Annotated in this window: 13 protein-coding genes; 7 read left to right on the top strand and 6 right to left on the bottom strand. The window is 47.7% G+C overall.

Annotation, left to right across the window (positions count from 1 at the left end; all coding sequences use genetic code 11):
• The first annotated feature begins 192 nt into the window (after positions 1 to 192).
• Together ACGHVY_RS05545 and ACGHVY_RS05540 are read left to right on the top strand one after the other, a co-directional pair.
• On the top strand, positions 193 to 2400 hold the full coding sequence (locus ACGHVY_RS05545) for a VapE domain-containing protein (RefSeq protein ID WP_390597700.1): 2208 nt from the start codon (positions 193 to 195) through the stop codon (positions 2398 to 2400).
• A 135-nt stretch (positions 2401 to 2535) separates the two neighbouring features.
• Positions 2536 to 4290, top strand: a complete 1755-nt coding sequence (locus ACGHVY_RS05540) for an AAA family ATPase (protein WP_390597698.1) — start codon at positions 2536 to 2538, stop codon at positions 4288 to 4290.
• A gap of 212 nt (positions 4291 to 4502) precedes the next feature.
• Here the strand turns inward: ACGHVY_RS05540 and ACGHVY_RS05535 are convergent, their stop codons facing one another.
• A complete protein-coding gene (locus ACGHVY_RS05535; protein WP_175629614.1) occupies positions 4503 to 6122 on the bottom strand; it encodes an ABC-F family ATP-binding cassette domain-containing protein in 1620 nt (539 codons plus the stop codon).
• Positions 6123 to 6416: 294 nt separating this feature from the next.
• On the opposite strand from ACGHVY_RS05535, the gene ACGHVY_RS05530 reads away from it, so the two are divergent.
• The 5 genes from ACGHVY_RS05530 (at position 6417) to ACGHVY_RS05510 (ending at position 10123) form a co-directional block, all read left to right on the top strand.
• Positions 6417 to 7001 (top strand): nucleotide exchange factor GrpE, encoded by a 585-nt coding sequence (locus ACGHVY_RS05530; RefSeq protein WP_308744862.1) that lies wholly within the window; start codon positions 6417 to 6419, stop codon positions 6999 to 7001.
• A gap of 26 nt (positions 7002 to 7027) precedes the next feature.
• Complete coding sequence (gene dnaJ, locus ACGHVY_RS05525) at positions 7028 to 8215, top strand: molecular chaperone DnaJ (protein WP_308744863.1); 1188 nt, start codon at positions 7028 to 7030, stop codon at positions 8213 to 8215.
• Between the two features lie 135 nt (positions 8216 to 8350).
• Positions 8351 to 9490, top strand: a complete 1140-nt coding sequence (locus tag ACGHVY_RS05520) for a DNA alkylation repair protein (RefSeq protein ID WP_390597696.1) — start codon at positions 8351 to 8353, stop codon at positions 9488 to 9490.
• 109 nt (positions 9491 to 9599) lie between these two features.
• Positions 9600 to 9860, top strand: a complete 261-nt coding sequence (locus ACGHVY_RS05515) for a type II toxin-antitoxin system Phd/YefM family antitoxin (protein WP_022139717.1) — start codon at positions 9600 to 9602, stop codon at positions 9858 to 9860.
• Positions 9851 to 10123, top strand: coding sequence for a Txe/YoeB family addiction module toxin (locus tag ACGHVY_RS05510; RefSeq protein WP_167964482.1), 273 nt, complete (start codon positions 9851 to 9853; stop codon positions 10121 to 10123). Before ACGHVY_RS05515 ends, ACGHVY_RS05510 begins: the two co-directional genes overlap by 10 nt.
• 84 nt (positions 10124 to 10207) lie before the next feature.
• Here the strand turns inward: ACGHVY_RS05510 and ACGHVY_RS05505 are convergent, their stop codons facing one another.
• The 5 genes from ACGHVY_RS05505 to ACGHVY_RS05485 all read right to left on the bottom strand — a co-directional run bounded on the left by ACGHVY_RS05505 (position 10208) and on the right by ACGHVY_RS05485 (position 19720).
• Positions 10208 to 10600: an antitoxin HicB gene (locus ACGHVY_RS05505; protein WP_308744865.1), complete on the bottom strand. Its 393-nt coding sequence runs from the start codon at positions 10598 to 10600 to the stop codon at positions 10208 to 10210.
• A 96-nt stretch (positions 10601 to 10696) separates the two neighbouring features.
• Positions 10697 to 12439 (bottom strand): RagB/SusD family nutrient uptake outer membrane protein, encoded by a 1743-nt coding sequence (locus tag ACGHVY_RS05500; protein WP_390597693.1) that lies wholly within the window; start codon positions 12437 to 12439, stop codon positions 10697 to 10699.
• Positions 12440 to 12453: 14 nt separating this feature from the next.
• The gene (locus ACGHVY_RS05495) at positions 12454 to 15201 is read right to left on the bottom strand and encodes a SusC/RagA family TonB-linked outer membrane protein (RefSeq protein ID WP_390597691.1); all 2748 of its coding nucleotides are present in this window, start codon (positions 15199 to 15201) and stop codon (positions 12454 to 12456) included.
• Positions 15202 to 15323: 122 nt separating this feature from the next.
• Complete coding sequence (locus ACGHVY_RS05490) at positions 15324 to 17396, bottom strand: family 20 glycosylhydrolase (RefSeq protein ID WP_390597689.1); 2073 nt, start codon at positions 17394 to 17396, stop codon at positions 15324 to 15326.
• Entirely contained in the window at positions 17396 to 19720 is a 2325-nt protein-coding gene (locus ACGHVY_RS05485; RefSeq protein ID WP_390597687.1) for a family 20 glycosylhydrolase, read from the bottom strand. Before ACGHVY_RS05485 ends, ACGHVY_RS05490 begins: the two co-directional genes overlap by 1 nt.
• Positions 19721 to 19730: the final 10 nt, after the last annotated feature.

The raw sequence follows: 19730 nt of genomic DNA, 5'->3' as shown, positions 1-19730 counted from the left end.
CCACACTACAATTTATAGCCTCTTTTCGGGATGAAAAATGTTTTTTTCCGTTCCAAAAAGAGGCTGTATCTTTACCGGCGAAAACAAATGCTGCTACATCTAAAATCCAAAGTCACACGACGTACTTTCCTTTTTTCTGCAACAGACACATGTTAATAAAAAAAATAATTTTATAACTCATTAATTATCATCATGAATCAATTTTATGTAACCTGCTATCGCGGGTATTCCAAAGTTATCGGACAGGTTGAACTCTGCAAATTCTTTGAACAGATAGGCAGTAGTATGTATCATCATAAAATCGAACAAATAGAGACAGCTCTCAGCGAAGGCAATTTGGCGAAAGCCGACAGCATAAAACGCCAATTACCTTACTTCACCCTGACTGCCAATTACTCTGCCTGCCGTCTGCCCCACAGCCTTTCGACCTATAACGACCTGCCGGTACTGGACTTCGACGAAATGCCGGCGGAAGACATTCCCCGCCTACGCCTTCTTGCCGAGAACGATCCTGACACGATAGGCTGCGCGCTTAGTCCGCGCCGCCACGGGCTGAAACTGCTCGTCTACCTGAAAACAGAAGAGGCGGTGCGCCTGCGTGCGGAACTTGAGGCAAAGGATACAGTGACATATGCCGAACTGGAACATTATCACAAACGAATGTTTGAACTGACTTCCCGCTATTACGCCCGGCTGCTGGACAGCAAAGTAGACCCCAGCGGCAGCGACCTGAGCCGAGGCATGTATGCCACTTATGACCCGGATGTGTTCTTTTCCGATGAACGGTTGGCAGGCGTCACCGCGCTAAACGTCACTGTCCAACTGCCATTGCCGGAAGAATCAACCCCCTCAAAGCGGAAAAAGGCGCTGCGGAAAACTCAGGAAGACGCAAGCCTCCCCGACACGAACGACGCAAACCGCCCGGATATTTCCGACATTGACCCCGTGTCACAAATGGAATTCCGGAAAGCGGTGGAATATACGAAACGGAAGTTCCACTTTGAACGCAACAGCCGTGACTGTTTCATCTACTGCCTGGGCAACCAATGCTACACCCGCCACATCGCCGAAGAAGATGCCGTACGCATGACGCTGCACGATTTCGGCAGTGAGCCGGATTTTGACGCCGAATCTCCGCTGCGCAACTCTTATCTCTACACCAGCAAGACTGACGCCAACGAAGAGGAACAAAAGAAGCCGCTCGTGCAGAAAGTGGTCGATTTCCTGCGGGAACATTACGAATTCCGTCGCAACACGATTCTGGACAGTGTGGAATTCCGTCCTTTTGCCGGCTCAGCCGCTCCCCTTCCCTTCGTGGCGATGCGTGGCAAGGACTTCAACTCCATCTACACGCATCTGCAATTGTCGTCTGTCTACTGCTCGTTGCCGATGCTGAAAGCTGTGATTGACTCAAGCCTCACGCCTGATGTCAATCCGTTTGCCGACTACTTCTCTTCCCTGCCCCCTTGGGACGGTGTGACGGATTACATCGGGCAACTCGCCGCCAGGGTGCAAGCCGAAGACCAGCCGTTCTGGGAAAGCAGCTTCCGCCGATGGCTGGTGGGGCTGGTGGCATGTGCGCTGGATGATGAAGTGCAGAATCAGGAAATGCTGGTATTTCACAGTAAGCAAGGGGTAGGAAAAAGTACTTTCATCCGTAATTTGTTGCCGCCCGAGCTGCGCACGTATTACCGCAACGGTAGAATCAATCCGGACAACAAAGACCATATGCTGATGTTGTCCACTTGCCTTATTATCAACCTGGAAGAGTTTGACGGAATACTCGCCAACCAATTGGCAGACTTGAAACGTATCATCGTGCAGGACAAGATAACCGAGCGCAAAGTGTACGATTTACAATCGAGTACGTTTATCCGCCACGCGTCGTTCGTGGCAAGTACCAACAATCCGTACTGTGTGCAGGAGTTTGGCGAAAGCCGCCGTATCCTGCTGAGTATCGTCAACAGTATCGACTATAGCAGTCCGGTCAATCACCAGGGGATTTATTCACAGGCTTTGGCCCTTTACCGGCAAGGTTTCCAATACTGGTACGAAGGGGACGAGATTACGAGCCTGAATAGCAGAAACGAGAATTTCCGTCTGAAAGAACCGGTTGAAGAGAATCTGTTCTTCTATTTCCGTGCGGCGAAAGGGAAGGATATTAACGCTAAATGGTATTCCGCATCCTCTCTACTATCAATAATAAGCCTGAACGGACGCATCCAGTCAAACCGGCAAACACAGCAAATGCTCGTCGCCGTACTAAACGGCAATAAATTCCGGACAAGACAAACCAAAGACGGAGTGACGGAATATTGGGTAGTGGAATATTCACAGGAAGAACGCACGGAAAATTCAATACGCCCGCAACTGCCGGTTCAGAAGGGGTTGGAACTGTAATTTTCGCATAAGACGGCAGTTTTTTACGAAATGGCGGATGAACGGATAAATAGGTGACGTAAAAACAATCACACTCATCCGTTTTTCCGTATATTTGCTTCGATATGAACGATGAATAAAGAAAGGTATCGCAATATGCTGAAGCAAATACCATACGGATTGACGGACTTCGGACGCATCCAGAAAGAAAACTATTATTATGTGGATAAGACGATGTTTATCGAAAAGATAGAAATGCAACCGTCTTACCTGTTTCTGATTCGTCCCCGACGTTTCGGGAAAAGTCTCACGCTGGCTATGCTGGAAGCCTATTATGATGTCCGGTATGCCGACCAGTTCGACGAATTGTTCGGCAATCTGTATATCGGGCAGCATCCTACGCCGATACATAACCAGTTTCTCATCATGAGATTCAATTTCTCTGAGGTGAGCTCGAATATCAATGAGGTGGAAGAATCTTTCCGGTTGCATTGCTGCGGGAAACTGTCCGATTTTGTTTACAGATATGAGCATCTGCTGGGAAAAGACATCTGGAAGGTTCTAGATGAAAAGACACAAACAGACCCCGGCGCTTTTTTATCCTCAATCAATACTTACGCTACCCGTAAGGGAGACATCAAGATTTATCTCCTGATTGATGAATATGATAATTTTACGAATACTATTCTTTCAACTTACGGCACGGACCTTTACCGGAAAGCGACGCATGGCGAAGGATATATCCGAAGATTCTTTAATGTAATAAAAGCTGCCACGACGGGAATGGGTTCTGCCGTCAACCGTTTGTTCATCACGGGAGTAAGCCCGGTGACGATGGACGACGTGACAAGCGGATTCAACATCGGCACGAATATCACTACCGATCCTTGGTTTAACGACCTTGTTGGTTTCAGCGAGAAGGAACTACGCGAGATGCTGACGTATTACACAGAGCAAGGGGCTTTGCCTTTGTCGGTAGACGACGCGGTGACTATGATGAAACCCAATTATTACAATTATTGCTTTAGTGAAAATAAATTAGCGGATTGCATGTTCAACTCGGACATGGTGCTTTACTGTATGAAGTCGTTGATATTGCACGGAGTTAAACCGGACACGATTGTAGACCCCAACATCCGTACGGACTTTAATAAACTGTCCTACCTTGTCCGCCTTGACCACGGACTGGGAGAAAATTTCTCCGTCATCAAGGAGATTGCGGAAAAGGGAGAGATAGTGACTGATATCGTCACTCATTTCTCTGCATTGGAAATGACGGACGTGAGCAACTTCAAATCTCTGCTGTTCTATTTCGGACTGCTTTCTATCAAAGGCGTGGATATGATGGGACGACCCATCCTGCACGTTCCCAATCTGGTGGTTCGCGAACAGCTATTCAATTTTCTGATTCAGGGATATGCCCGCCATGATGTCTTCAAGCTCGACGTGAACCGTCTGTTCACCTTGTTTGAGAATATGTCTTTCAAGGGAGATTGGAAGCCGTTGTTCGAATTTGTTGCCGGAGCTATCCGCGAGCAGAGCCGCATCCGCGAGTATATAGAAGGAGAAGCACATATCAAGGGCTTTCTTCTCGCCTATCTGAGTATGTTCCGCTATTATCAACTGTATCCGGAATATGAGATGAACAAAGGGTTTGCCGATTTCTTCTTTAAACCCAGTCCGGTAGTACCCGTAATGCCGCCGTACACTTATCTGCTGGAAGTGAAGTATGCGAAAGCCGGTGCGTCGGATAAGGAGATTAGGATGCTTGCCGATGATGCGCAGGAGCAGTTGGTTCGTTACAGTGGGGATGAATGTGTGGCGGAAGCTCGGGAGAAAGGGGGACTGAAACTGATAACTGTTGTGTGGCGCAGTTGGGAACTGGCGCTGACGGAAGAAGTAGATGTATAAGGAGACTTATCACACGAGAGGTATAGGGAGACTTATCACACGAAATGTGTGAGTGGGGCTTATCAATAAAAATCAGGCACGGATTGCTAAATAAAAAATCAGGCGCGGATTACGCGGATTTCACGGCAGCCAATCATTTGTGATTGACAAAAGCCGTGTTATCCACGTAATCCGCGCCTTAGTTTTATGGCTATGGCTAAGCGCTGGCGTGATTATTTATCACCGTACATTTTCGCTCTCAGTTCCTTGATGTGGTCTGACGTGATATATTCGTCATATTCCATCATTTTGTCGATGATGCCGTTTGGAGTCAGTTCGATGATGCGGTTGGCAACAGTCTGGATAAATTCGTGGTCATGGGAAGAGAAAAGGATATTCCCCTTGTACGTCTTCAGGTTGTTGTTGAATGCCTGGATAGATTCCAAGTCCAAGTGGTTGGTAGGAGTATCCAGAATCAGACAGTTGGCGTTGCGGAGCTGCATGCGGGCAATCATACAACGCATCTTCTCGCCACCGGAGAGCACGCTTACTTTCTTCAGCACTTCTTCGCCGGAGAACAGCATACGGCCGAGGAAGCCTTTCATATACACTTCGTTGCCTTCGCCGAACTGGCTGAGCCAGTCTACGAGGTTGAGGTCGGTGTTGAAGAAGTCGGTGTTGTCCAAGGGAAGATAAGCGGTGGTGATGGTCACACCCCAGTTGAAGGTTCCGGCATCCGGCTTCATGTTTCCGTTGATGATTTCGAAGAAGGCGGTCATGGCACGCGGGTTGCGTGAGAGGAATACGATTTTGTCGCCTTTCTCTACGTTGAAGTTGACGTCGTTGAAGAGCACTACGCCTTCTTCCGTCTTCTTGCTCAGTCCGGAAACTTCCAGAATCTGGTTGCCCGGTTCGCGTTCGGGGGTGAAGATGATGCCCGGATATTTGCGTGAGGAGGGTTTGATTTCTTCCACGTTCAGTTTCTCCAACATCTTCTTGCGGCTGGTGGTCTGCTTGCTCTTCGCTACGTTGGCGCTGAATCGGCGGATGAACTCTTCCAGTTCTTTCTTCTTCTCTTCAGCCTTCGCCTTCTGGTTCTGCTGCTGGCGGAGAGCCAACTGGCTTGATTCGTACCAGAAGCTGTAGTTGCCGGCAAACATGTTGATTTTTCCATAGTCGATGTCTACGGTATGCGTACACACGGAGTCGAGGAAGTGACGGTCGTGGCTCACCACGAGCACGGTGTGCTCGAAGTTGGAGAGATATTCTTCCAGCCAGGTCACTGTTTCCATATCGAGGTCATTGGTAGGCTCGTCCAGCAACAGGTTGTCCGGGTTTCCGTACAGGGCTTGCGCCAACATCACGCGCACTTTTTCCTTACCGCTCAGTTCGCCCATCAATGTATAATGCTTGTCTTCCTTAATGCCCAGTCCGCTCAGCAGCATGGCTGCGTCACTTTCCGCATTCCATCCGTCCAGCTCGGCAAATCTTTCTTCGAGTTCGGATACTTTCAGTCCGTCTTCGTCTGTGAAATCTTCTTTGGCATACAATACTTCGCGTTGCTTCATAATGTCCCACAACACGGTATGCCCCATCATTACGGTATCCATTACGGTAAAAGCGTCCCACTTGAAGTGGTCCTGGCTCAATACGGAGAGACGTTCGCCCGGTCCCAGGGCAATCGAACCGGTAGTGGGGTCCAAGTCCCCGTATATCGTACGGAGGAATGTAGATTTTCCCGCACCGTTCGCACCGATAATACCATAGCAATTACCACTCGTAAACTTCAGGTTTACGTCATTAAACAACACTCTTTTACCAAACTGAACCGATACGTTTGAAACTGTAATCATCTTCTTTATTTACTATTTTGCAAGTTACTATTTACTATTTTACAAGTTACTATTTACTGTTTTAGCGTGCAAAGGTAGGCAATTTATATGAATTATGAGCTATCCGGTATGTGCCAATCTGACATAAAAGTGTTACCTTTGCAGCGTTTTTGGCAAAAATGCCAACTTGGCAAAGTTTTTGCAGGCAAAATCAATGACATCCGGTCAGTCCGGTATGTTTATAGACGGTATCTTACCCAGATAACGTATGTTTTTAAATAGTAAATAGTAACTTGTAAAATAGTAAATACCAAGATGAATCCGAAAGAAAAAAAGGTGAAGGAAGAAGAGATGAATGTGGAAGACATTCTGAATAATGGTGCGGAAGACCAGCCGCAGAACGAACAGGCTGAAGACGCGGCTCCGCTGACGCATGAGGAAGAGCTTGAGCAGGAGTTGGAAAAGGCTCAGGAGACGATTGAGGAGCAGAAGGACAAGTATCTGCGCCTGTCTGCCGAGTTTGACAATTACCGCAAGCGTACCTTGAAGGAGAAAGCCGAGCTGATTCTGAACGGTGGCGAAAAGAGCCTGAGCAGTATTCTTCCGGTAGTGGACGACTTCGAACGTGCCATCAAGACGATGGAGACGGCAACGGACGTGAATGCCGTAAAAGAGGGTATCGAGCTGATTTACAATAAATTCCTGGCTGTGCTGGCACAAAACGGAGTGAAGGTCATCGAGACGAAAGACCAGCCGTTGGATACGGATTTTCACGAAGCCATCGCAGTAATCCCTGCACCGTCGGAAGCACAGAAAGGCAAGATTCTGGATTGTGTGCAGACGGGATATACATTGAACGACAAGGTGCTGCGGCACGCTAAAGTAGTGGTAGGGGAATAAGATTAATTTGTAATTGGCAAAGAAGCATGGCAGAAAAAAGAGATTATTACGAAGTACTGGAAGTGGCGAAGACTGCCACAGTAGAAGAGATAAAGAAGGCTTACCGCAAGAAGGCGATCCAGTATCACCCTGACAAGAATCCGGGAGATAAAGAGGCGGAAGAGAAGTTTAAAGAGGCAGCCGAGGCTTATGATGTATTGAGCAATCCGGATAAGCGTTCGCGGTATGACCAGTTCGGTCATGCGGGTGTGAGCGGTGCGGCAGGCAATGGCGGGCCGTTCGGCGGTTTCGGTGGCGAAGGTATGTCGATGGATGATATTTTCTCTATGTTCGGCGATATTTTCGGTGGCCGTGGCGGCGGATTCGGTGGCGGATTCAGCGGTTTTGGCGGATTCGGCGGCGGTGGCGGCTCGCAGCAGCGCCGGTATCGCGGCAGTGACCTTCGCGTGAAAGTGAAGCTGACTTTGAAGGAAATCTCCGAAGGGGTGGAAAAGAAGTTCAAGCTCAAGAAATATGTGCCGTGCGATCATTGCCATGGTTCGGGTGCCGAAGGGGACGGCGGTTCGGAGACGTGTCCTACCTGTAAGGGCAGCGGCTCGGTGATTCGCAACCAGCAGACGATTCTGGGCACCATGCAGACGCGTGTCACTTGCTCTACTTGTAATGGTGAAGGTAAGATTATCAAGAACAAGTGTAAGAAGTGCGGTGGCGACGGAATCATTTACGGTGAAGAAGTGGTGACGGTGAAGATTCCTGCCGGTGTGGCAGAGGGTATGCAGCTCTCGATGGGCGGCAAGGGTAATGCCGGAAAACACAATGGTGTGTCGGGCGATTTGCTGATTCTTGTAGAGGAAGAACCGCATCAGGACTTAATCCGCGACGAGAATGACTTGATTTACAACTTGCTGTTGAGTTTCCCGACGGCTGCATTGGGCGGCGCTGTGGAGATTCCGACGATTGACGGCAAGGTGAAAGTGAAGATTGATGCGGGTACTCAGCCGGGTAAAGTGCTTCGCCTTCGCGGAAAGGGGTTGCCGAACGTAAATGGATATGGAACGGGGGACTTGCTCGTGAATATCAGTATTTATGTGCCGGAAGCTCTCAACAAGGAGGAGAAGGCTACGCTGGAGAAGATGGATGCTTCGGACAACTTCAAGCCGAACACTTCGGTGAAGGAGAAGATTTTCAAGAAGTTCAAGAGTTTCTTCGATTGATTTTTTGCTGTTATATTATATAGAAGGTATAAGTGAGCTGTAATCTTTTTTGCGGCTCACTTATACTTTATATTCATTTATACTTTAATTATAAGGTAAGATGAAATGATTGGATGAATTAAATAATTAAAAAAAATGGCGGAACCTTTTAAGAACATGTACAACGAGCAGTTTTTCGATAGATTTACGAAAGACTTGAAACTCGTTATCAACGATTTTGATGCCCGCGAGTTTGTGTCCCGGATAATGGATGATGAATGGGAAAACAGAGAATTAAAACAACGTTGCAGACATATTACGACTGTTCTGAAAGAGTTTTTGCCCGTTGATTACAAAGATGCAATCGCCAAAATACTCGAACTGTTGGATTATGTAAAAAGTACGTATCCTGACTTTTCGGTCATAGACGATGAGAAGTTCGGGTTGACACTGGAATATGGGGCGATTCTGGATAATTATGTCGAACAATATGGGTTGGACGACTACGAGACTTCTGTCAGAGCGATAGAGAAAATCACTCAGTTCACCAGTTGCGAATTTGCTGTCCATCCTTTTATTATTAAATATCCGGACGAGATGATGAAGCAAATGCTGCTCTGGTCCAAGCACGAACATTGGGGAGTGAGACGGCTTGCGTCAGAGGGTTGCCGCCCGCGCCTTCCCTGGGCAATGGCGTTGCCGAACTTGAAAGAGAATCCTGCGCCAATCATTCCTATTCTGGAAAATCTCAAAAATGACCCGTCAAGGTTTGTACGATTGAGCGTTGCCAATAATCTGAATGATATTGCGAAAGATAATCCCGAAACGGTGATTGATTTGGTAAAAAAATGGCGGGGAGAGTCGAAAGAGGTAGACTGGATTATTAAACACGGCTGTCGGACTCTCTTGAAACAAGGTAATCCGGAAATGATGGAATTGTTTGGCTTTGACTCTGTTATAGAAAATATCAGTATTGATAATTTCCAAATCCCAACGCCCAAAGTGAAAGTCGGAGATTCGTTGGAGTTTAGTTTTAAGCTGCTGAATCATAACGATAAAAAAGTCAGGATACGACTTGAATATGGCATCTATTACCAAAAAGCGAATGGAACGTTGACGAAAAAAGTGCATAAAATCAGCGAAAAAGAATATGCCGCAGATTCTGTTACACAAATAACTAGAAAACACTCTTTTCGGGTAGTTACAACGAGGAAATTACACCTCGGACTGCACCAAATTGCTGTAATAATCAACGGAAATGAATTTGAAAAGTATAGTTTCGAGTTGGTGGATTAAAGGAATCAGATGAGGTATAATGATTCTTTAAAGGTATCATAAATAATTCTCAATTCATTTGCAGATACAATATTAAGTACTTATATTTGTACTTATCAAAAGGAAGATTATGAGAACAACCAATTATTCAGAACTAAGAAATAACCTCAAGAGTTATCTCGATGCGGTTATCAATGACAGTGAACCATTAATCGTTCATCGTTCAGGAAACGAAAGTGTAGTCGTTATTTCTTTGGAAGAATACAATTCTATCAAAGAGACTGAATACATCATGAAATCCCCCGCCATGATGGATATCATCAGAAAGGGAGACGATGAAATAAAAAATGGCGGCGGCACTTCGGTTGATATTGAAAATCTATGGAAATAAAACTTCTTGAACAGGCTAGAATAGACCTTGAGTACTGGAAAAAGACTGGGAACAAAGTCATTATGAATAAAATAACGGCTTTGCTCAGAGATATTTCAGAGCATCCATATACCGGTATAGGTAAACCGGAACCGTTAAAATATGAACTTGCGGGCAAATGGTCAAGACGTATTAACTCAGAACATCGAATCATCTATTCCGTACATGAAGATACGATTGAAATATATGTATTTTCTATGAGATATCACTATATGAAGAAATAAAAGAGAGTGACTCTCCCCTATAAATAATAAAACGCTCCATGAATGTTTGGTAACACATGGGGCGTTTACTATAAATTTCACTTATTACAATAAGTTGATAGCTGACAGTTCTTTAGATAAAGCCTGAATACCTTTTTGGATTTTCTCCAGTTGTTGCCTGCGGGGTTTATGTACTCCGGCAGCGTAATGCCACAACTGACGTTCATTGATTCCCGTAATCCGGCTTAATGCAGCTTTGGTAAAGATGTTGCTATAATAGTTTATAAAAGTAGCAGCATCAATTTTGAATTTTAATTCGAATTCTCCGGACAATACTTCGCAAGGATTAGAATTATCTTCCAAATACAATTCAATCGCTTCTTTCATATTCTCCTCAATCTCTCTCATGTCATTGCCAACAGTGATAACCGGAGCACCTTCAATATAAGCACTCAAGTTCTTTCCTGCGTGTTCCACAATTACTTCTACTGTTTTCATATCAATCTCCTATATTAAATTACAGAGAACTCACAAATATAGTAATAATATGAATACTATCAAAAGAAGTATTCATTATTTCACTATGAATTTCACTTAGTATCCCGGATTCTGGTTCAAATTCGTATTCATCACCCGTATCTTCTCTGGGATAGGGAACACGGTTGTATAGCCGCTTGCTTCATCCGGTAATTGCGGACGGCTGCTGTACGCTCTTGTAAACTTTCCGAAGCGAATCAGGTCTTGACGTCTCCAACCTTCCCAGGCCAATTCAAGTTGGCGTTCGGCAAGTATGTTTTCTAAAGTGGCGGAACGGGGAGCGGCGTTTACACGATTGCGAACTTCGTTCAGTTCATTATCGCCGTTTTCGCCGTTTCGTACTTTGGCTTCGCTTTTCATCAGTAAGGCATCGGCGTAGCGGAAGAGAACGATGTCGTTTTCCATCAGTTTACCGTCTTTGGTGGCGGTCGGGTCTACTTCGTACTTTTTCATGCGGGCGCCTGCTGTTTGTTCGTAAGGGGTGTCGGTGATGTCCAGGGCTACGTTCCAGGGGAGATATTCCAGGACAGTACCGTTGTCTAGTTTTATGATGTTGCCTTTGAGGTCACGCACGATACCGGCGAAGTAACAGATGTCGAAGCGGGGGTCTTGGGTTGTCGTTTCGTAGCCGAAGGTTTCGAGAGCTTCAATCGTTGCGCTGGGGCCGTTCTCGCCGCTTAAGCCGTAGGCTTTGGCGTGGTTATAGTGGCGGGAACGGAAAAGGTATTGCATTTGATTGGTGTATAAGGTTTTGTTCATCGGGATGGTGAAGATGTTCTCTATCGACGGTTCGTTGAAGACGGAGAAGTTTGTTTCGTATTTCGGTTCCAGTTTATAGCCGAGGGATTTTAGTTGGTCGCAGTAGTAGACGGTTGTTTCCCAGGCGTTGAGTTCGTTGCCGTTTACGGTGAATTTGATGTTCTTTCCGTCCGGGCGTTGGGTGTCCGTCCAGTCGTTGTCGGTGTAGACTTCGGCGTTCAGGGCTAGTTTGGCTAGCAGGAAAGTGACTACGGGACGGGTGATACGACCGTAATAAGGGCCGGATTGGTTGCTGTGCACGTCACTGAGTAAAGGCTCGGCTTCCTGCAATTCGTGGAAGATAAATTCAAAGACGGTTTTGCGGTCGCTTTGGAGTACGTCTTTCATGGCGACAGAGGAAGATTGCACCAAGGGGATGCGGGCGAATAAGTCCATCAGGTAGTAATAGTACATGGCACGCATGGCTTGCACTTCGGCACGATAGGCGGGGAGTTCCGCGTCGGAGTGGGTTTCGCTGAATTTATCTATTATTTCTAAAGATTTGTTGCTGAGCATTACGACTTTGTAGAGGTATTCCCAGGTGGCTTGGATGGCGTCATTTTCGATTCCCCAGTCGTGCAGGTAGAGCCCTTGCCAGAAGCCACCGTCGTACCAGTCGCCGCCACGTGTAGGGATGATGGCTTCGTCGGTGGTGAAGGTGTTCAGGTCGTAGACTCCCCTACCCGTTCCTTGCAGACCCTGGCTGTCGCTGTAACCGCCGACATAGGTGTAGAGTGAGGCTACGGCGTTGAGATATACGTCGGACAGTTTGTTGTAAACGTCACCGGCGGGAAGTTTGTCCTTTGGATTTTCTTCCAGGAATTTATCGCATGAAAAGAGAGTCATACACATAATAAGAATAAGTCCTGTTATTCTTGTAAGTCCTGTAATTCTTATTATTGACGGCTGTTTAATTTTCTTTGAACATTGTTCTATCTTTTTTGAGCGTTGTTCCGTTACTTCGGAGAATTGCTCTATATTTTTCAACTGTTTTTTCATCATGTCGTCCTCTGTTTTTAGAAGTTAATACTTAGTCCCAGTATGTAGGTGCGGGCTAACGGGTAGCCGCGTTTGTCGTCCACGCCTAAAGTTGAGTTTACGGTGGAGCTGTTAATCATGGGCGAGAGTCCCGAATAGCCGGAGATGGTCGCCAGGTTGTTGACGGTGAACGCCAGGCGCAGGGAACGAACGTACTTTTTGAGTTTCTGCACTTTCTCTATGGGGACGTTCCAACCCAGGGTCACGTAGTCGAAGTTGACGTAATCTCCCTTTTCCAACCAATAGTCCGTGGCGGTCTGGTCTTTAATGTTCTGCTTCGGGGCTGCTTTCATGACGTTGTAGTCGGGGAAGATATTCATGTTCATGTAAGTCAGGGAAGTTCCGTTGTAGATTTTATGACCGAAGGCTCCGTTTATCTGGACGGAGAGGTCGAAGCGTTTGTAGCGGAAGCTGATGTTGGAGCCGAGAATCGTTTTCGGGACGGCTTGCCCGGCTACGTAACGGTCTTCGCCGTCTTCAAGGCTGACACCACCACCGTTCAGGTCGGCGATGCCGTAGGTATATCCGCCGTTGCCGTCGGATTCCAGTCCTGTGCTGTGTGGCAGGTAGAAGACACCTAACGGTTGGCCTACCATTTGGTAGACAATGTGGTTGTAGCCACCGTGGAAGCCGGCGCCGTCAAGACTGGCAAGGCTTTTGTATTCGGGGGCGGAAATCATTTCGCCGTTGTACATACCGCTCAGAGAGAGCAGTTTGTTGCGTTGGAAGGTGATGTTGGCGTTGATGTTCAGTTCCATGTCCCGGGTTTTCAGAGGGGTGATGCCGATGGCGATTTCAGTACCCCAGTTGCGCATGGAGCCGATGTTCGCCAACAGGGTGTTGTAGGTGAATGGCGGCACGCTGACATTGTAGAGGTAGAGCATATCGGTGGTGCGGGAGTTGTAATAGTTGGCGGAAAGCAATAGGCGGTTGCCGAACAGGGCTACGTCGATGCCGGTGTTGAAGGTATGCTTTACTTCCCATTTCAGGTCGGGGTTGGTGTTTCGCAAGTCGCCCAGGGAGACGATGGCGGAGTTTCCTACGGGAACGACGCCGTTCGGCTTGACGAGGTTCAGCGTGGTGTAGGAATCAATTCCGCTTTGATTACCTGCAAGGCCATAGCCGATACGGAATTTCAGATTGTCGACCACGGGGAGTTGTTTCATGAATTTCTCCTCACTAATCACCCAGGCAGCGGATGCGGAAGGGAAAAATCCCCATTTATGATTAGCGCCGAATTTTGAGGATGCGTCGGTACGGGCGTTGAGGGTGAGTATATAGCGGTCGGCGTAGGTGTAGTTGAAGCGTCCCATGAAGGAAGCAAGGCGGGGTTGCTCGTAGTAGGAGTTTGTACCTTCCCATAGGCGGAGCGCGCCTGCTTGCAGGTTGTTGTAGCCGAATTTGTCGGTGCTGAAGTTGCTTACTGTGGTATAGTATCCGGTGTAAGTTTCTTTCTGGAGTTCGGCAAGGGCGAGGGCGTCGAAGAAATGTTTTTTCCGGTGCTTCTTGTAGGTCAGCATCATATTGCCTAACAGGGATTCACGTTTTTTGGTTCCTTTGTAGGCCTGCCCGTTTGCCCAGACAGAAGTGGGGAGATATTGGGAGTTTTCGACGATATTGTAGCTATAGGCGCCGAAGAGTGTGAATTTCAGTTCCTTCATCAGATTGAACGTCAAGCGGGCGTGGGTGCTGATATGCGAGGTGGCGTCATCGTCCTGCACTTCCATCCATGCCAGTGGATTGGTGATTTGACTGGCAGTAGTGATGCCGTCCCAGGAGTTGGTGACGGGGTCTTTATGGTTGGGATAGGTGGGGTTGAAGGTGGCTGCCGAGTAGAATGTTTTTTGATAATCCACCAGGTTATGGTTCTTGAGGATGGAGCCGAACATTCCCAGTTCGCAGTTCAGGAAACCGTCGAACATCCGCTGGTTCATGTTCATGCTTGAGGTGAAGTTCTTCATGTCTTCATTCAGGATGACTCCCTGACGATCCATGAAACCGAGGGAAACACGATAGTTGGACTCACTGGAACCACCGTAGAAGGCGACGTGGTGGTTCTGCTGTATGCCGGTTTGTTCGATTTCTTTTTGGAAGTTGGTGTTGTATCCTTTGTCGAGGATGGAGATGCCACGTTCCGAGGCCACCTGGCGGAATTCGTTGCCGGAGAGCATTTTCAGATTTTTGTAGACGGTGGAGATGCCGAAGCTGCCGTTGTAGGCTACTTGCGTCTTGCCTTGCATCCCTTTTTTCGTGGTGACTTCTATCACACCGGATGCACCGCGCGAACCGTATTGGGCGGTTTCGGAAGCATCTTTCAAGATGGTGAAGCTCTCGATGTCGGTGGGGTAAATAGAGGTCAGCATACTGAGGTCGCCGAATACTCCGTCGACGATAATCAGCGGGTCGTTGCCACTGGTGAGAGAGGTGGTTCCCCGTAGGCGCACGGCATCGAGGGCGGCGGGTCCGTTCGTTGCCCGCTGGATGGTCAGACCGGGGACACGACCGCGAATCGCTTCCAAGGGATTCGTTATCTGGTCTTTGTTCATCTGCCTTTCCGTGATTTTCTCTACGGAGCCGGAGATGGTTTTCAGACTTCCGGTGGCGTATCCTACCGTGATTAGGGAATCTATGGGAACAGTTACAGGAATCTTCTGCGCAAACAGGCTGCTGCAAGAGGTTATCAGAAGAAGACCGAGAAAAGTTAGTTTACCGTGTCGTCGTACCATACTGATTAGTTTTTTAAGGTAATATTATAATATATAACAATAAAAGAGGGAATCTGGTTGAGTAGACTCCCTCTTTTATTCAGAAATGGTATGGACATGAAGAGAAATCCGTGCCTGAATATCTATTTCACGATTATCTCGTCAGTAAATATCCAACCGCCGAACTCTTTTCCGGCTTGTGCCTGATAGCGTACATATCTTCCTTGCGCGTTTCCTTCCCAAGAGATGTCCGTAAATTTAATAGGGACTTCCTTGGTCACTTCAAAGGTCTGATGTTTCAACTCGGTGAAGTTGGTTCCGTCGTCGGAGATAGAAATCGTGACAGATGCGGGCAGGAATACTTCTGCGCCTATCACTTGCATAAAGGCGGCGGTAACGGAATGGATGGAAGTAGCAGCTTCCATGTCAATGGTTACGTCCAGGCGGTTCTTAGAGATAAACCCTTGCCATGCACCGTCACCGTAAGTCCAGTCGCCACGTATGCCGTCCGTCAATGTGACGTCACCTTTCGCCGCATAAGAAGAATTGTAGGGAGTGTTGTAAATCACTTTCTTTCCCCGAGCCAAATGCGTAACGGGTTGAGCGGATTCAGGACGGCTTCCGATTTCTTTCTTCAAATCGAAAGGGTTATAGCCTTTCGCCTGCAAGTCTGCCACCGCTTTCAGCGCACGGGCATGGAAGTCCGGCCATGATTTACGTTCGGGAGCCGACCATGCCACTTCCGCCAACGCCAATGTACGGGGATACAGCATATATTCCACGTGTTCGGGAGTCGGGATATATTCGGTAAAAAGATTAACTTGCGCACCATACACGAGTTTTGCCTGCTCCGCCGACAATGAAGCGGCGACCGGATTGTAAGAATAAACTTTTTCCAACGGCAGGTATCCGCCGATGGCTTCCGGCTGGGAGTACGGAGCATCCTGATAACTGTCCAGATAACAGTGGCTTCCCGGTGTCATAACAGCCCGGTGACCGGAAGTTACAGCGGCAATGCCGCCTTCTTCGCCGCGCCATGACATGACTGTCGCATTAGGAGCCAGACCGCCTTTAAGTATCTCGTCCCAACCCAGCAAACGACGGCCGCGGGCATTCAGAAATTTTTCTATCCGGTGAATCAGGTAGCTTTGCAGTTCGTCTACATGAGAGAGGTGTTCGTCCTTCATTCTCTTCTGGCACTTCGGGCAGGTTTTCCATGCTGCCATGCCGGCTTCGTCACCGCCTATATGAATGTATTCGGAAGGGAAAAGTTCGATGACTTCGGTCAGTACATTCTCAAGGAAAGTGAATGTCTCTTCGTTTCCGACACAGAAGTCCGCGTTCTTATAAGGTTCGCCCGCACAAGAGAGTTGCGGATAAGCTGCCAGCACTTCTTCCGAGTGGGCAGGCATTTCAATCTCCGGAATAACCGTGATAAAATGCTGACGGGCATATTCTACGATTTCACGGATATCATCCTGGGTGTAGTAGCCGCCGGAAGCTCCGGGTTCGTCGTAACGAAGGTATTTGCGGTCGCCATTCCACCATTTCTTCCAGTTGGCATCGGTACGCCAGGCTGCAAATTCTGTCAGCAGAGGGTATTTCTTGATTTCAATCCGCCAGCCTGCGGCATCCGTGAGGTGCAGGTGCAGACGGTTGATTTTATAAAATGCCAGTGCGTCTATCTGTTTCTTCACAAATTCCTTGGTAAAGAAATGGCGGGATACGTCGAGCATCAATCCGCGATAAGCGAAACGGGGCGTATCTTGCACTTCAACCGCAGGAACAGTGGTGCCCGCGCCCGAAGAAGCCGATAGCTGCAAGAGCGTCTGAATCCCGTAGAAGAGCCCGGCTCCTGAAGTTGCCTGAATCAATATCCGTTCCGGAGTGACGGACAGCGTATAGCTTTCAGAAGTGGGCAACTGCTCACTCTTTTCCGTTATCAATAGGGAAAGTACATTCTGCGTATCTTTCTTTTTCCCTTTCTTGAGATGAACCGGCAATGCTTGCAGGCAATTCTCCAGAAGCTGCGCTTCTCCACCTTGTAGGTTTGTATAAAGTTTTGTTTTCTCCGAGAGTAAAAAAGAGCCCGTCCCCTGCTCCATCTTCAACGGGACAGGAATGACGGACTGTGCTTTAAGGGAATGTGCGGTCAAGCACATTCCCAATACCCATAAGAAAAGACAAACTTTAGTGCATCTGTTTCTTATATTCATTAATCTATCGTGATTTCGTCTACAAACAAGAATGCCGGACTGTCTTTGCCACCATGCCATGCCGGTATTTTACTTTCAGACAGGGCAACTACTTTCACGTATTGAGTTTTTACCGGGCTGAATGACAGTTTATGTTCGTAGATACCATTCTTATCGCTTTCTTTCATAGCAGGATACTCTTCGGAAGCAACTTTGGTAAAGTTCTTGCCGTCGTCCGAAACTTCTACGGAGAGTCCTCTCGCGTCAAACACCCAGTCGCCCTTCTCCACGCAAGTAGAAATAGCAACGCTCGAAATCTCGGTGGGCTGCTGAAGGTCGATGGTCATATCCATATCGTTCTTGTAGAATGCAATCCAACGTCCGGTCTTGTAATTGCCGTTTCCTTTCAAGCCGTCTACCAGTGTAGATTCGCCTTTGAACATGTATTGCTTATTGACAGGTTGGTTGGCTACAATCGGCTTCATGCTGGATTTGCTGAAATTCACCTTTTCAGAAACCACACGGCTGTTTCCGGTAGGACGGACAGCAATGGCAGAGAAGGTTACATTCTCCTTGATTTTCAGCGGGCTTTCATAAAGCGGAGAAGCGGCGGTAGGTTCTGTGCCGTCCAAGGTGTAATGGATAGGCGCACCGTCGATGGTAGACAAAGTGATGTCCAGTGTACCGTCTGCCGGATTCGGAGTGTATTCGGCAGTTACGTTAAATACATGTTTACCATAATTGTATCCTTCCGCATCGTACCACTTAATCAGGCGCGGCAGACGGGACAGGAAGTCTTCATAATTCTTCTTGTCGGGAGCCGACCACTGGATTTCGGACAAGGCAGCCCAACGCGGCAATACCATATACTGGGCATGAGAGAAAGTAGGAATGTATTCAGTCCAGAGGTTAGCCTGTACGCCCTTGATATATTTCTGTTCTTCCGGAGTGAGGGAAGCCGGCATCGGCTCGTAGCTATACACTCTTTCAAGAGGCAGATAACCACCGATACCGAGAGGTTCGTTCTCTGTATCTTTTGTCTGATAGTAGTCGAAATACAAGTAAGTGTTCGGTGTCATAATCACATCGTGTTTCTGCTTGGCAGCTTCGATACCACCCTTCTCACCACGCCATGACATGACAGTCGCATTCGGTGCAAGTCCGCCTTCGAGGATTTCATCCCAACCGATAATCTGACGTCCGTGGTCGTTCAGGAATTTTTCGATATGGTTGATAACAAAGCTCTGCAAACGTTCTTCCTTACTATGCTTATCGTCGGACTTCAAGCCCAGCGCCTTGATACGTGCCTGACATTTCGGACATTTCTCCCAACGCACTTTCGGACATTCGTCACCGCCTACATGGATATATTCCGACGGGAAGATTTCAATCAGTTCGGCATATACGTCTTCGAGGAATTTCAATACCTGGTCGTTTCCGGCACAGAGCACGTCTTCGGATACACCCCATTGTCTCCATACTTCGTACGGGCCACCAGTACAGCCGAGTTCCGGATAAGCGGCAAGGGCTGCCTGCATATGTCCCGGAAGGTCGATTTCGGGAATAACGGTGATGTAACGTTCTGCAGCATAGGCTACGATGTCTTTTGCCTGTTCCTGAGTGTAGAAACCGCCGTAAGGCTTGCCGTCATACTCGCCGGAGTTACGTCCGATGACTGTCTCTGTTCTCTTGGAACCGACTTCCGTCAGTTTCGGATATTTCTTGATTTCCAGACGCCAGCCTTGGTCTTCAGTAATATGCCAGTGGAAACGGTTCATATTGTGCAAAGCCATCATGTCGATATATGTCTTCACTTCATCTACGGTAAAGAAATGGCGGCTGGTGTCGAAGTGTGCACCACGATAAGAGAAACGGGGAGCATCCTTGATTTCTACCGCCGGCAAAGCTATATCCGCACCCACTGCAACAGGCAGGGATTTGCGCAAAGACTGGATTCCGTAGAATACGCCGGCTTCCGTAGGACCGGTAATGGTTATTCCGTCACCGGCAACTTTCAACTGATAAGATTCGGGATTTTCGGCTTCCGCTCCCAATGCCAGTACAATGGCATTCTTGCCTTCTGTTCCGGCTTCGATGGCAAAGTCTTTTCCGGTAGCTGTTTTCAGATAGTCTGCCAGGAACTTTGCGTTGCGTTGCATCTTTTCGTTACCTTCCGGATAAAGGATTTTCACTCCGCTCTTCAGGATGAAGGGACTTCCCTGAGCTGTAACAATTTCCTGCGGCAAGGGGATGATCTGGTAATCAGCTTCTTGTTGCGCAGACTGGCACGAGGCAAAAAGTCCCGCCACTGCCAGGCATCCGGTTAGTTTTAAGAATTGTTTCATAAACTAAAAA

The sequence above is a fragment of the Bacteroides sp. f07 genome (genome assembly GCF_042854785.1).
In the GTDB taxonomy this organism is placed as follows: Bacteria; Bacteroidota; Bacteroidia; order Bacteroidales; family Bacteroidaceae; genus Bacteroides.
The sequence above is the reverse complement of the archived record's forward strand: the minus strand, read 5'-3'. Positions and strand labels throughout refer to the sequence as shown.